We start from the raw sequence: 12,734 nt of genomic DNA on the forward strand, positions 1-12,734 counted from the left end.
CAAGACTACGGTTTAAAAAACCTTGAAGTGTTTGTGAAGGGTCCAGGTCCAGGTCGTGAATCAGCCATTCGTGCGCTGAACGCTGTTGGTTATAAAATTACCAACATTACCGATGTGACGCCGATCCCTCATAATGGTTGTCGTCCTCCTAAAAAGCGTCGTGTATAACGCGTTTCATTAGGATAGTTGGAGAAAGATCATGGCAAGATACTTGGGTCCCAAGCTCAAGCTCAGCCGCCGAGAAGGTACTGACCTTTTCTTAAAAAGCGGTGTGAGAGCAATCGATTCAAAGTGTAAACTGGAATCTGCACCAGGACAGCATGGCGCTCGTAAGCCACGTCTGTCAGAGTACGGTTTACAGTTACGCGAAAAACAAAAAGTTCGTCGTATTTACGGTGTGTTAGAAAAACAATTCCGTAACTACTATAAAGAGGCTGCACGTCTGAAAGGCAACACTGGTGAAAACCTGTTGCAACTTTTAGAAACTCGTTTAGATAACGTTGTTTATCGTATGGGTTTCGGTGCGACTCGTGCAGAATCACGTCAGCTAGTGAGCCATAAGTCTGTTATGGTTAACGGTCGTGTTGTTAACATTCCGTCATTCAAAGTGTCTGCGAATGATGTTGTAAGCATCCGTGAAAAGTCACGCACTCAAGCTCGTATCAAAGCGGCTTTAGAAGTGGCAGCTCAACGCGAGAAGCCTACATGGGTTGAAGTCGACAGCGCGAAAATGGAAGGTGCTTTCAAGCGTATTCCAGAACGTAGCGATTTGTCTGCGGAAATTAACGAACAGCTGATCGTCGAGCTTTACTCTAAGTAAGGCTAACAAACAAGAGAGGACACAATGCAGGGTTCTGTTACAGAATTTCTTAAACCGCGTCTCGTTGATATCGAGCAGGTTAACTCAACACGTGCCAAGGTTACTTTGGAACCGCTTGAGCGTGGTTTCGGCCACACTTTAGGTAACGCGTTGCGTCGCATCCTATTGTCGTCTATGCCCGGCTGCGCGGTTACCGAAGTCGAGATTGACGGCGTACTGCATGAATACAGCAGTAAGGAAGGCGTACAAGAAGATATCCTTGAAATCTTGCTGAACCTGAAAGGGTTAGCAGTGACTATCGAGGGTAAAGACGAGGCTATGCTTACATTAAGCAAGTCCGGCGCAGGCCCTGTCATCGCAGCAGATATCACGCATGATGGTGATGTCACTATCGTGAATCCTGATCATGTTATCTGTCATTTAACAGGTAACAATGATATCAGCATGCGTATTCGCGTTGAGCGTGGTCGTGGTTATGTGCCAGCATCTGCTCGTGCACAGACTGAAGACGATGATCGCCCAATCGGCCGCTTGCTGGTTGATGCTTCTTTCTCGCCAGTTGCACGTATTGCCTATAATGTAGAAGCAGCTCGTGTGGAACAGCGTACTGACTTGGATAAACTCGTTATCGATATGACCACTAACGGTACTATCGATCCTGAGGAAGCTATCCGTCGTTCTGCAACCATCTTAGCTGAACAGCTGGATGCGTTTGTTGAGCTGCGTGACGTGACTGAGCCAGAAATGAAAGAAGAGAAGCCGGAGTTCGATCCGATTCTGTTGCGTCCTGTCGACGATTTAGAGCTAACTGTACGTTCGGCTAACTGTTTGAAAGCCGAAGCGATTCATTACATCGGAGATCTGGTACAGCGTACTGAAGTTGAGTTGCTTAAGACACCTAACTTAGGTAAGAAATCTCTTACTGAAATTAAGGACGTTTTAGCTTCTCGCGGACTGTCGTTAGGTATGCGTCTGGAAAACTGGCCTCCAGCTAGTTTAGCAGACGACCTATAAGTCTCAGGTTTGTACAGATTTAGGTTATAAGGATTAGGTCATGCGCCATCGTAAGAGTGGTCGTCAACTTAACCGCAACAGCAGCCACCGCCAAGCTATGTTCCGTAACATGGCAAGCTCACTGGTTCGTCATGAGATCATCAAGACAACCGTAGCTAAAGCGAAAGAACTGCGTCGCGTAGTTGAGCCTCTGATAACACTTGCTAAGAGTGACAGCGTTGCAAACCGTCGTTTAGCGTTTGCACGTACTCGCGACGCTGAAGTCGTAGGTAAGTTATTCACTGAATTGGGTCCACGTTACCAGGAACGTCCTGGTGGCTACACCCGTATCCTTAAGTGCGGTTTACGTGCTGGTGATAAAGCCCCAATGGCTTACATCGAGCTAGTAGGTCGTCCAGAAGCTGCTCAAGCTGTTGAAGTTGAAGCTGCTGAGTAATTAAGGTTACAAAGATTGAAAAACCGGGCTCTAAGCCCGGTTTTTTGTTTTTATGAGCTTTATTTAATCTACCCAAGTTGTTTGCTTTTCAATCTCTTTCGGCAGTGTGAGTTGCCACTTCTTCATTCCTGTATGACTAAATCGATATTGGCCAAGATCGTCCGTGACCGGGAAAATACTCTCGGGCTTTTCACCAGCGAGTATGCGTTTAGCCATGTCGGCAGCTAGGGTGCCATGTTGATAGCCATCGAGCACATATCCACCTATATTGCCTTTGGAATAAATGCTAAATCCCCAAAAACCGAAATTTGGCACAGGCGTGTTGTTGCTAATCCATTCGAGTAAGTTATTTGCATCCACAGATTGATTGTCTTCATCTCTTACCGCGTGATACAGCGCCACTACGATAGCGCTATAGCCATGATCCTTTGCCGATCTAACTTGTTGCTGCCATTCTACTAGTTGCGTTAGTTGGAGGATGTGAACTTCGATATCACTGACCATGCTTGATGGTTGCTTACTGATGTACTCGGCCGCAATTTTTGAAGTATTACCGCCATCGAACAGCACTAAAATTTTTCGATGTTTGGTTTGTGGTAATAATCTCTCCAGTAATAGTAAGGAGCGCTTGAGTAAGGGGCGTTCTAGTACGCCGGTGAAGCGTTTATGCTCATTTAAATGATATGCCCGTGGATTCATGTTCACCCCGAGGTAAACCACCGGAATTTGTCTGCTATTGAGGCGTTGATGTAGATAATGAACGGCGTTGTCATCGGCGAGAATAACCAGTTGTGGTTGTTGCTCCACAATAAACTGCCAAGCGAGTTCTGCACGCTCTGTGTAGTGCTCTTTAGGTAAGCGTTTGGTGTCCATCTCAAAGTGACTGACTTGATGTTGTGGAGTCAGTTTATCTAGAATGGCTTGATAGTATTCCTTATCCCACAGATAGCCTTGATGGTAACTTTCGATAACCACCACTTTTGCAGCATAGAGCATCAGCGGGTGACTGATGAGGATTAAGAGTAGCAACAATTGCCATCTTTTTTTAAATGGCTTAATTACATTCATAGACAGTGTCCTGCCAAGAATACTGTCTTGAGTATAGTTCAGCCGTTAATTGTTAATGGGTAATAAAAAAGCCTCCGAAGAGGCTCTGTTTATCAGCATTAACAGGATAACGCTTATTGCGTTGCCGATTTCTGTTGGCTGTAATCTAGCTTCTCATGCTTTTGGCCCATGGCCTCGGCAACTTCTGGCGGCATATAGTTTTCATCATGCTTAGCCAGAACTTCGGTGGCGGCAAGCTTACCGTCTTCACCTAATACGCCTTGCGCCACGATACCTTGGCCTTCACGGAACAGATCTGGCAGCAGATCGTCATAGGTCACCAGAATTTCACCGCCTAATGAATCGTGAACGGCAAATTGCACATGCAAGCTGTTTGGATCGCGAACCATAGATCCAACCGTTACCATGCCACCGACACGGATACGTTGACCCGCTTCGGGCTTGACGCCAGTATCAGCTTTGCCGTTAACAATTTCTGACGGTGTGTAGAATAAGTTTAAGTTGGAGTTCAGCGCATACAGCAGCAGCGAAGCAATCGCGGCTACACCACCGATTAATGCTATAGCTAACGTCAGTCTCTTTTTGCGTCTTGGGTTCACGATTTGGTACTCCTAGTCTCTTTGAGGCGCTCTTCACGGTTCATCTTCTTCGCAATTTCAATCAATACTTTACGCTTTTGACGCACGCTAGTGATGATCAGCGTTGATAAACAGAAAAAGGTCACGCCATAGGCAAGCCACACATAAAAGGCATAGCCACCCATGTTGAAAAAATCACTGATAGAATCGAATTGCATTATTTGACCTCCTCAGCTTTAGCAAGTTCACGCACCCAAGGGCGCATGCCATTTCTTGCTAAGATTTCTGCTCTAAATCTCACAATAGTGATAGCACCTATCATAAGACCGAAACCTAAAATATTGATTAAAAGTGGGTATAACATTTCGCTCGACATGGTCGATTTAGAGGTAATTTTAATGGTGGACGGTTGATGCAGTGAGCTCCACCATTCCACTGAGTATTTGATAATTGGAATATTGATCACGCCGACGATCGCTAAGATCCCTGCTGCACGCGCGGCAAGTACCTTATCTTCAAACGAAGCGTAGAGTGAAATCACGCCTAAGTAGAGGAACAGTAATACTAACTCAGAGGTCAGGCGAGCATCCCATACCCACCAAGTACCCCACATAGGCTTGCCCCAGGCTGCACCGGTAAAGAGGGCGATAAAGGTAATTACAGCGCCAATTGGTGCGATAGAAGCGGCTGCCCAATCAGCAAGTTTAACCTGCCAGACTAAGCCGATAAATGCGGCTGTTGCCATGCCCATATAAGCAGCCATCGACATAGATGCTGCTGGAACATGGATAAAGATAATCCGGTAACTGTCACCCTGTTGGTAATCTGTTGGGGCAAACAGCAGTCCCCATATAGTGCCTACGGTAATGAAAAGACAGGCTAAGGTGGCAAACCATGGAAATAATGTTCCTGATAATTTGTAAGCGCGTTCAGGATCCGCGTAAGGGTGTAACCATTTCCACATTTTAGTTATTACTCACTCGCAGAGATGCACCAATTGCAAAGGGTGCTAAGGTTAACGAACCGATCAACATGGCGCCAATTATAGCGAGCTGACCATCATAGGGTAAATTCATTCCTGCCGCATCTATGGCGCTGGTAGCGAAAATCAGCACAGGAATATAAAGCGGCAGGATCAGTAAACTCAGTAACACGCCGCCTTTACGTAGACCAACGGTTAAGGCCACGCCAATGGCGCCGAGCAGTGACAATACAGGTGTACCTAACGCCAGAGTGGCGATCAGTGCACCATAACTGTTGGCTTCTAAGTTGAGTAATACCGCGAGTAGGGGCGCGATAATAATCAATGGCACGCCAGTCAGTAGCCAATGGGCTAACACTTTGGCCAATACCAATACCGAGAGCGGCTGCGGGCTGAGCAGCATTTGTTCTAAACTACCGTCGCTGAAGTCGGCTTTAAATAAGCGTTCGAGTGACAACATGGATGCCAGCAGTGCAGCAACCCAAATAATCCCCGGCGCAATACGTGCTAACATTTGTGGTTCAGGGCCAATACCGAGTGGAAATAAGGTCACGACCATGATGAAGAATAATAAGGGATTAAAGATATCGCCGCGATGACGAATGGCGATTTTTAGGTCCCGCTGCAGTAACGTTAAAAACGCTTGGGTAAAGCTGATGCCTCTTTTCATTATGCCAAACCTTATACGAAGCGATAATCTAGACGAATTTTACGAAGCCTATCATCTTTGATAATGCCCATATCTTGGTGAGTGGTGAGGATCACGCAACCACCATTATCCGCATGTTGAATAAATAATTGTTCAAGTTCTTCTACACCCCTTTTATCAATTGCAGTAAAAGGTTCATCGAGGATCCACACTTTACAATCGTTATGCCAGAGTCTTGCCAATGCGGTGCGGCGATGTTGACCTGCGGATAAATGTCCAGCCAGCGCTTCTTCGAATCCTGCTAAATTCACTTTAGCTAAAATAGCTGCTGTATCAAAATCATCATAGCCACTGATTCTTAAATTGAAGTTAAGGTTTTCTTCAGCAGTTAATTCGGATTTCACTCCCGCAAGGTGGCCTAAATATAGTAGGTCTTCGTTATATTCATCGCGGCAACGATTAATATCTTCGTTGAGATAAAAGGTTTGCCCAGCGTAGGGGCGAGATAAACCTGCCAATATGCGTAATAAACTGGTTTTGCCAGCGCCATTTGGGCCTTCAATCTGGACGATATCGCCAGCATTAATATCAAAACTTAATTCATCAAACAGGATGCGTTCTTCGCGGATACATGTCAGCTTGCTCGCCGATACCAGTGTGTTTACTGAAGTTATATTTGTCACTGAACCCTCTATCTCAAGCCGGAAGGAAACACAAGTGATTCTAACACAAACGATATTGCGGGGTTTACACTTGCTTAATACTAGATGTCAGCAATTTGATGTGGTTCCAATAACCGCAATATTTCTCGTACAAATCGAACTTTTTTAATACTTGCTAATATATTAACGAATTTGTCACGCTTGTCGCCTTATATCATTTGTGCTGAGATTCTAATCACAAAAAGATGAGATTTATTGAAGTTTGTAGTAATCTTAGTCCGCTATAATGAGTCTGCCTCAAAGGGCAGCGAGAGCTTTGTACGTATTTGCATTAGGAACATTGAACATGAAAAAACTGTTAGCAATGACTGCAGTCGCTGCTTTGACTATGTCAGTCAACGTTTTAGCACAAGATGCTGAAGCTATTTACAATAAGGCATGTACCGTATGCCATAGCATGGGTGTTGCTGGTGCTCCAAAGGCGCACAACGCTGCTGAGTGGGAACCACGCTTAGCAAAAGGTATTGATACTCTGTTGCACAGTGTGAAAACTGGTTTAAACGCAATGCCACCAGGTGGTATGTGTACTGATTGTACAGATGAAGATTACAAAGCAGCTATCGAGTTTATGTCTAAAGCTAAGTAATTTTTCAGTGTTAATAAAAAACCGGCATTAGCCGGTTTTTTTATGCCTGCGCTAAGTCGAAACTTAGCGCTTTGCAGCGATAACTATTGTACTTGGGTATCGAGTACTAAGCTTGCGGTGTCACCCACATTTACTTTGCTAACCTTGCCTTGAATATCGCCAGCTTGAGGTTTGATATTGCCATGCTTAGACAGGACCGCGATTACTTCAACACTAGCAGTTTGGCTTAGTTTCACATCACCACCCATACCAGTGCTGTCATCTAAGGTGACTGTTACAGGTAAGGATTTTGCGCTGACCTTAGTCGCTGCTAAAGGCACTTTAGGACCTTCAGTGGCACGGGCGAAGACGAAGATAGTGTCATCAGGGCCTGCTTGTGCGGCCAGTTCGGGTGAAATTGAAATCGCAATACTCACAGACTTAGACGTAACTTTTGCCTGCTTATGTACGTCATCGTTAGGCATGCCAGATGCTTCGCCTTGCATGCGTAGATTTGCGGTTTCTATTGCATTCATCAGTGCGGCGCGGTCAACATCGGTGCGGTCGCTGCTTAGAATGGCTTGCCATGAATCAATGGCTTTTTGATAGTTAGCAGTGAAGAAGGCATCCATACCCACGAGCAATAAGGTTGATGGATCCTGTGGGTCTAATGCTAACGACTCATCGATCAAGGCTTGGATCTGCGGTGTCATTTGCTGACCAGCTTTGTAGTACATTGCGGTTGCTTTGGGACCAATTAATTCTGCGTGCTTACCCACTAATTCCATAACCTTATCGAAGGCGGCAATGGCATTATCGAATTGGTTTGCCGAAATATAAGCATGGCCCAGGCTGAACCAAGCTTGGCTGTTTTCAGGTTCGGCTTGTACTTGAGCTTCCATCATTTGTACACGCTGCGCCATGATTTGCGCTGCGTCCATACCTGCATGTGGATTTGCGGGTTGTTGGGTGTTGCCAATATTCTCAAAGGCGCCTAAGTGCTGATAGAGGTAACCTGAGATCGCAATCAGGCAGACCGACATGATTGATGGCCAGAGTATGCTTTTAGGTTTGATTTGATTGACGAGTGAATCATCGCTCGCTTGTTTGATGTCTTGGAGCAGGCTGATTTCTAGCTCTTTCTTTAGCGCATCAAACTCTGCTTGGTCGAGCAGTTCTTCATTGAGCTCTTTCTCAAGCGTGGCAAGACGTTCATTGAACAATTCAAGGTTAGTTTGTTTGCGAACGCCGGCTTCTTCAGTGCGTAACAACTTTTGCTGTCTGAAATGCGGGATCCAGATCAGCGTTAAGCTGACCAACACAACAAGCGCAATAAAAATCCAAAATGTCGTCATTGTTTCTATATTCACTTTAGTTTGCATAAAAGCGGTTGTTACCGCCGGCTTGGAAGCAAGATTATACGTAAAGATTATTCATTGAACAGTAATATAAGACCTTCATTGCAGTGAAAACTGATAGTTGGGCACTGGTTCACAAATTGATCCATTCGGTAAATATTGTATGAAACTTAAGGCTCATTTATCTGTCACATGCAAAACTGTAGGCCTGCGGTGGCTCCATTGCGACAAAAATCGAGAATGAGACAAGTCACCCAGTTTTGTATGAAATAGGCAGACAGGAACAATAGCAAATACTAAAATGAACCAAATTTCGTGCATTTGTGTGAACAGCATGTTGTGCGTTGGTCTAGAGTCATTCTAAATCAACATATTATTAGAGACTGAGGAAAACCCATGATCCCAGAACTTGGACACTTTTCGCTGATTATTGGAGTGGCATTCGCCTTCTTATTAATCAGCGTTCCCCTAATAGGTGTTGCCCGTAAAGACCAATATCTAGTGAGGTATGCTTGGCCGTTAACCTACGGAATGTTCTTCTTTATCGCTTTATCCGTAGTATCTCTTGGTTACAGCTTTGCCGTTGATGACTTCTCCGTTGCTTATGTGGCACATCACTCGAATTCCCAGTTACCTATCTTCTTTAAGATTGCGGCCGTATGGGGCGGTCATGAAGGGTCACTGCTGTTCTGGGTTTTTGCGCTATCGACTTGGGCAGCGTCTGTTGCCTTATTCAGTAAAGGCTTAGAAGAAGTGTTCACCGCTAGGGTGCTGGCGGTACTGGCGCTGATCGTGATTGGTTTTAGCTTATTTATGCTACTCACCTCTAGCCCATTTGAACGCCTATTCCCAATGCCTGCTGAAGGGCGTGACTTAAACCCAATGCTGCAGGATGTGGGCTTAATCTTCCACCCGCCAATGTTGTACTTAGGTTACGTGGGCTTCTCGGTGAGCTTTGCCTTTGCGATTGCGGCCCTGATGAGTGGTCACCTTGACTCTGCTTGGGCGCGTTGGTCACGTCCTTGGACTTTAGCTGCTTGGATTTTTCTCACTGGCGGTATTGCATTAGGTTCTTGGTGGGCATACTACGAATTAGGCTGGGGTGGCTGGTGGTTCTGGGACCCAGTCGAAAACGCCTCTTTCATGCCTTGGTTAGTGGGTACCGCATTAGTGCATTCACTAATCGTGACCGAAAAACGTGGTGCTTTCCGTAACTGGACCGTATTGCTGTCGATCTTCGCCTTCTCGTTAAGCTTGCTCGGTACCTTTATCGTTCGTTCTGGTGTACTGACTTCAGTGCATTCGTTCGCTGCCGATCCAAGCCGCGGTATGTTTATTCTGTTGCTGCTTGGTTTAGCCATCGGCGGCTCGCTCACGCTGTTTGCCTTCCGCGCCAGTGAAATGAGCAGCCCAGCACGTTTCGAGCTGAAATCAAAAGAAACCATGCTGTTAGTCTGTAACGTGTTACTCACGGTTGCAGCGGGTACAGTGCTGTTAGGTACTTTATACCCACTGCTGATCGATGCCTTAGGTATGGGTAAGATTTCTGTTGGACCTCCATACTTCAATGCTGTGTTTGTGCCTATCGTATTAGTACTGTTTGCCTTTATGGGCGTAGGTCCAATCATACGTTGGAAGAAATCAAAAGCAGGTGAGCTCAAGCGCCAATTGCTAGTGCCAGCATTAGTGTCAGCCGCGATTGGTATCGTGACGCCATTTATTGTTGATGGTGCCTTTAACGCTTGGGTTGCCTTTGGCATCACCGCTGCTGCGTGGATTGTGTTGGCAACGGCAAGAGCTGCTTATAACATCGTTAAGCCTAAAGACGGTGAAGTGAGCATGGCTCGCATGGGACGCAGTCAACTAGGCATGATCATCGCTCACTTAGGTATCGCTGTGTCGGTTATCGGTGCCACTATGGTGTCGAACTACTCGATTGAGAAGAGTGTGCGTATGGGGCCTGGCGTGAGCCAAGAGCTTGCTGGCTACACCTTCAAATACCTTGAGACTAAGAACGTGGTCGGTCCTAACTACACTGCGCAACAAGGTCAAATTGAGATCTACAAAGGCGATAAACTGCTAACGTTACTCAAGCCAGATCGTCGCCAATACAATGTGCGTACAATGGACATGACAGAAGCGGGTATCGACTGGGGGCTGTTCCGTGACTTGTATGTGACCATGGGCGATCCAATTAGTAGCACTGAATTTGCTGTGCGCTTGAACTACAAGCCTTTTGTTCGTTGGTTATGGTTTGGAGCAATATTCATGATGGTCGGTGGTTTCTTTGCCGCATCGGATAAACGCTATCGCTCAAAAGTGGCGGCTACAGTGAAGCCACAAACTGAAAAAGCGAAATTAGCTACCGCGCAATAATTGGGGAATGTATGAAGAAGTTGGTTCTGTTTATCCCATTAGTCATCTTTCTTGGCATGGGGGTATTTTTATACAAAGGATTGTTTTTAAATCCACAGAAACTGGATTCAGCTCTGGAAGGAAAGCCGATCCCGGCTTTCCAACTGGAACGTCTCGAAACGCCAAACGAGATTATTACCAATGAGCAACTGAAAGGCAAAGTCTCACTACTCAACGTATGGGCCACTTGGTGTCCATCCTGTAAGTATGAGCATCCTTTCTTAGTCATGCTGAAACGCCAGAATATTCTGCCTATCTACGGGATTAACTACCGCGACGAGCGTGTTCCTGCACTAGAAGAATTGAAACGTCAGGGCGATCCATACCATATCAACATCTTCGATAAGGATGGACGCTTAGGTTTAGATTTGGGTGTTTATGGCGCGCCAGAAAGCTTTATTGTCGATCATAAAGGCATTATTCGTTACCGTTACGCAGGTCCAATCGATCAGCGAGTGTGGAGCGAGACTCTGTATCCAATGATCCAACAACTACAAGCTGAAGCGGCGAAGGATGGTGCAGCGTGAGAACACTGACAAAAATCATCGGTGGTTTGGTGCTGTTGTTGAGTATGGCAACAACGGCCATGGCGACACCTGTCGATACTTACGAGTTTAAATCGCCAGAAAACCAAAAACGTGGTTTATCGCTGGCCCATGAACTGCGTTGTCCGCAATGCCAAAACCAAAACCTGATCGACTCTAACTCCCCCGTTGCCCGAGATCTGCGTCTTGAAGTCTACAAGATGGTCGACGAAGGCAAGGGCGATGATGAGATTATCGAGTTTATGACCAGCCGCTATGGCGAGTTCGTCCTCTACAAACCGAAAATGGAAACCAAAACCTATATTCTTTGGTTAGGTCCCGTTGGTTTGTTGCTGCTCGGCCTTATCATTGGTTTCATCTTTATCCGCAAGCAACGCATCGGTGGCACGACCGAGCCAGAGATCAGCGCCGAAGATCAAAAAGCACTCGATGCCTTATTGAAGCGTGATAATAAATGAAGTCATTTGCCTTAGCTGCAATTCTAGCGAGTCTGTCTGTTGCCTTTGCTGGTGGTGCCCAAGCGTACCCCGGCATGCAGCAGGCAAATAAGCCGATAGAGTCAACAGTCGATCTGATTAACGTTTTGCCAAAAACTTATCCTATCGAACCTGTTGCCTTTAGTGACGTCGATGGCAAAGCTATCGATTTCAGCCAATACAAAGGCAAAGTCGTGATGGTGAACATGTGGGCGACTTGGTGTCCTCCCTGTGTCAGAGAGTTACCAGCAATTGAACGATTGGCGACAAAGTTTAAAGCGGAAGAGTTTGCACTATTACCTATCTCTATCGATGCGGATGGCAAGCAGCAGGTTCAGCCGTTTTTGACCTCATTAGGAATGGCGAACTTTAACTCCTACTACGATCCTGAACAAAACCTCGGGCAAGTGTTTCCATTAGATACTATCCCCGCGACCTTTATTCTCGATCAAAACGGTCAATTGATCGCGTTTGTGCGATCATTTGTCGACTGGGATGACGCAAAAGCCGTATCGCTGATCCAAGGTTTTATCGATAAAGACACGAAAAAGCTGAATTAAGCAGCAGATTGCGTGTAAATAGAACGCCATTGTAGAAAAGATCGCCATGCGATCTTTTTTCTTTTAAAAAGCGCTTGCACAAAAAGTTCTGCTGCCTATAATGCGCATCCACTGACACGGCAGGCAGCGAAAGCAAGTGCGGTATCAGTCAGAATCGAATGCAAAATGTGCAGTTGATTAGAAAGCCTCAAGAAGTTTGCAACAACGCCTTGACGCGACAAGGGAAATGCGTAGAAGACGCAGCCCTGACCCGCTGAGCGGTAACGCGTAGTGAATGGTCAAATGCTCTTTAACACTCTAAACAAGAAATCTGTGTGGACACTCACAGGTGTTGAGTTAATCGAAATTACTCTGCCGTTTGGCGAGTAATCACAATTTAAATCAATGAATGAGTGTTCATAGCAAGATGTACAACGACTTATTAAGTTAAGTCGATTCAGAATTCATTGAGTCGAACCTTAGGGTTCACAAAACTTTTAATTGAAGAGTTTGATCATGGCTCAGATTGAACGCTGGCGGCAGGCCTAACACATGCAAGTCGAGCGG

At 45.8% G+C, this 12,734-nt stretch carries 16 protein-coding genes and 1 rRNA gene; 10 read left to right on the forward strand and 7 right to left on the reverse strand.

The annotated features are described in order from the left end of the window. From rpsK to rplQ, 4 genes are all read left to right on the forward strand, one after another. Positions 1–168 (forward strand): 30S ribosomal protein S11 (gene rpsK, locus ACK5NH_RS16110; RefSeq protein WP_416921736.1); only part of this gene is annotated, 168 nt, incomplete at its 5' end. A 31-nt stretch (positions 169–199) separates the two neighbouring features. Then, positions 200–820 (forward strand): 30S ribosomal protein S4, encoded by a 621-nt coding sequence (gene rpsD / locus ACK5NH_RS16115; protein ID WP_011070631.1) that lies wholly within the window; start codon positions 200–202, stop codon positions 818–820. A 24-nt stretch (positions 821–844) separates the two neighbouring features. Next, positions 845–1,834 carry a DNA-directed RNA polymerase subunit alpha gene (locus tag ACK5NH_RS16120; RefSeq protein WP_011070632.1) on the forward strand — a complete coding sequence of 330 codons (990 nt, stop codon included), beginning with the start codon at positions 845–847 and terminating at the stop codon, positions 1,832–1,834. Between the two features lie 40 nt (positions 1,835–1,874). Next, positions 1,875–2,270, forward strand: a complete 396-nt coding sequence (rplQ, locus tag ACK5NH_RS16125; RefSeq protein WP_011621033.1) for a 50S ribosomal protein L17 — start codon at positions 1,875–1,877, stop codon at positions 2,268–2,270. A gap of 63 nt (positions 2,271–2,333) precedes the next feature. Here rplQ and ACK5NH_RS16130 read toward each other — a convergent pair whose 3' ends face one another. The 6 genes from ACK5NH_RS16130 to ccmA form a co-directional block, all read right to left on the reverse strand. Then, positions 2,334–3,302, reverse strand: coding sequence for an ABC transporter substrate-binding protein (locus ACK5NH_RS16130; protein WP_416921714.1), 969 nt, complete (start codon positions 3,300–3,302; stop codon positions 2,334–2,336). 149 nt (positions 3,303–3,451) lie between these two features. Further along, the gene (ccmE, locus tag ACK5NH_RS16135) at positions 3,452–3,937 is read right to left on the reverse strand and encodes a cytochrome c maturation protein CcmE (protein ID WP_416921716.1); all 486 of its coding nucleotides are present in this window, start codon (positions 3,935–3,937) and stop codon (positions 3,452–3,454) included. Then, positions 3,934–4,134 carry a heme exporter protein CcmD gene (ccmD, locus tag ACK5NH_RS16140; protein WP_416921718.1) on the reverse strand — a complete coding sequence of 67 codons (201 nt, stop codon included), beginning with the start codon at positions 4,132–4,134 and terminating at the stop codon, positions 3,934–3,936. The genes ccmE and ccmD overlap by 4 nt, the downstream gene beginning before the upstream one ends. Beyond that, entirely contained in the window at positions 4,134–4,880 is a 747-nt protein-coding gene (locus ACK5NH_RS16145) for a heme ABC transporter permease (RefSeq protein ID WP_416921720.1), read from the reverse strand. Before ACK5NH_RS16145 ends, ccmD begins: the two co-directional genes overlap by 1 nt. Before the next feature lies 1 nt (position 4,881). After that, positions 4,882–5,568 carry a heme exporter protein CcmB gene (ccmB, locus tag ACK5NH_RS16150; protein ID WP_416921722.1) on the reverse strand — a complete coding sequence of 229 codons (687 nt, stop codon included), beginning with the start codon at positions 5,566–5,568 and terminating at the stop codon, positions 4,882–4,884. An 11-nt stretch (positions 5,569–5,579) separates the two neighbouring features. Then, complete coding sequence (gene ccmA, locus ACK5NH_RS16155; RefSeq protein WP_416921724.1) at positions 5,580–6,230, reverse strand: cytochrome c biogenesis heme-transporting ATPase CcmA; 651 nt, start codon at positions 6,228–6,230, stop codon at positions 5,580–5,582. Between the two features lie 325 nt (positions 6,231–6,555). Here ccmA and ACK5NH_RS16160 point away from each other — a divergent pair, with 325 nt between their 5' ends. Then, a complete protein-coding gene (locus ACK5NH_RS16160) occupies positions 6,556–6,855 on the forward strand; it encodes a c-type cytochrome (RefSeq protein WP_416921726.1) in 300 nt (99 codons plus the stop codon). A gap of 83 nt (positions 6,856–6,938) precedes the next feature. Here ACK5NH_RS16160 and ccmI read toward each other — a convergent pair whose 3' ends face one another. Then, positions 6,939–8,189: a c-type cytochrome biogenesis protein CcmI gene (gene ccmI / locus ACK5NH_RS16165; protein ID WP_416921738.1), complete on the reverse strand. Its 1,251-nt coding sequence runs from the start codon at positions 8,187–8,189 to the stop codon at positions 6,939–6,941. 399 nt (positions 8,190–8,588) lie between these two features. On the opposite strand from ccmI, the gene ACK5NH_RS16170 reads away from it, so the two are divergent. The 5 genes from ACK5NH_RS16170 to ACK5NH_RS16190 all read left to right on the forward strand — a co-directional run. Then, positions 8,589–10,568 carry a heme lyase CcmF/NrfE family subunit gene (locus tag ACK5NH_RS16170; RefSeq protein WP_416921728.1) on the forward strand — a complete coding sequence of 660 codons (1,980 nt, stop codon included), beginning with the start codon at positions 8,589–8,591 and terminating at the stop codon, positions 10,566–10,568. Between the two features lie 11 nt (positions 10,569–10,579). Further along, the gene (locus ACK5NH_RS16175) at positions 10,580–11,134 is read left to right on the forward strand and encodes a DsbE family thiol:disulfide interchange protein (RefSeq protein WP_416921730.1); all 555 of its coding nucleotides are present in this window, start codon (positions 10,580–10,582) and stop codon (positions 11,132–11,134) included. Further along, a complete protein-coding gene (nrfF, locus tag ACK5NH_RS16180) occupies positions 11,131–11,610 on the forward strand; it encodes a heme lyase NrfEFG subunit NrfF (protein WP_416921732.1) in 480 nt (159 codons plus the stop codon). The genes ACK5NH_RS16175 and nrfF overlap by 4 nt, the downstream gene beginning before the upstream one ends. Next, positions 11,607–12,188 (forward strand): redoxin family protein, encoded by a 582-nt coding sequence (locus tag ACK5NH_RS16185; RefSeq protein ID WP_416921734.1) that lies wholly within the window; start codon positions 11,607–11,609, stop codon positions 12,186–12,188. Before nrfF ends, ACK5NH_RS16185 begins: the two co-directional genes overlap by 4 nt. A 477-nt stretch (positions 12,189–12,665) precedes the next feature. Beyond that, a 16S ribosomal RNA gene (locus ACK5NH_RS16190) occupies positions 12,666–12,734 on the forward strand; the annotation flags it as partial.

It is taken from the genome of Shewanella sp. (assembly GCF_047975355.1).
Lineage (GTDB): Bacteria > Pseudomonadota > Gammaproteobacteria > Enterobacterales > Shewanellaceae > Shewanella.

What these genes read in the sequence shown, in the direction of transcription:
- ccmB (WP_416921722.1), bottom strand. Translation starts at nt 5,568, where the DNA reads ATGAAAAGAGGCATCAGCTTTACCCAAGCGTTTTTAACGTTACTGCAG.
- ACK5NH_RS16175 (WP_416921730.1), top strand. Translation starts at nt 10,580, where the DNA reads ATGAAGAAGTTGGTTCTGTTTATCCCATTAGTCATCTTTCTTGGCATG.
- ccmD (WP_416921718.1), bottom strand. Translation starts at nt 4,134, where the DNA reads ATGCAATTCGATTCTATCAGTGATTTTTTCAACATGGGTGGCTATGCC.
- ACK5NH_RS16170 (WP_416921728.1), top strand. Translation starts at nt 8,589, where the DNA reads ATGATCCCAGAACTTGGACACTTTTCGCTGATTATTGGAGTGGCATTC.
- ACK5NH_RS16145 (WP_416921720.1), bottom strand. Translation starts at nt 4,880, where the DNA reads ATGTGGAAATGGTTACACCCTTACGCGGATCCTGAACGCGCTTACAAA.
- ACK5NH_RS16160 (WP_416921726.1), top strand. Translation starts at nt 6,556, where the DNA reads ATGAAAAAACTGTTAGCAATGACTGCAGTCGCTGCTTTGACTATGTCA.
- ACK5NH_RS16120 (WP_011070632.1), top strand. Translation starts at nt 845, where the DNA reads ATGCAGGGTTCTGTTACAGAATTTCTTAAACCGCGTCTCGTTGATATC.
- ccmI (WP_416921738.1), bottom strand. Translation starts at nt 8,189, where the DNA reads ATGACGACATTTTGGATTTTTATTGCGCTTGTTGTGTTGGTCAGCTTA.
- rpsD (WP_011070631.1), top strand. Translation starts at nt 200, where the DNA reads ATGGCAAGATACTTGGGTCCCAAGCTCAAGCTCAGCCGCCGAGAAGGT.
- ACK5NH_RS16185 (WP_416921734.1), top strand. Translation starts at nt 11,607, where the DNA reads ATGAAGTCATTTGCCTTAGCTGCAATTCTAGCGAGTCTGTCTGTTGCC.
- rplQ (WP_011621033.1), top strand. Translation starts at nt 1,875, where the DNA reads ATGCGCCATCGTAAGAGTGGTCGTCAACTTAACCGCAACAGCAGCCAC.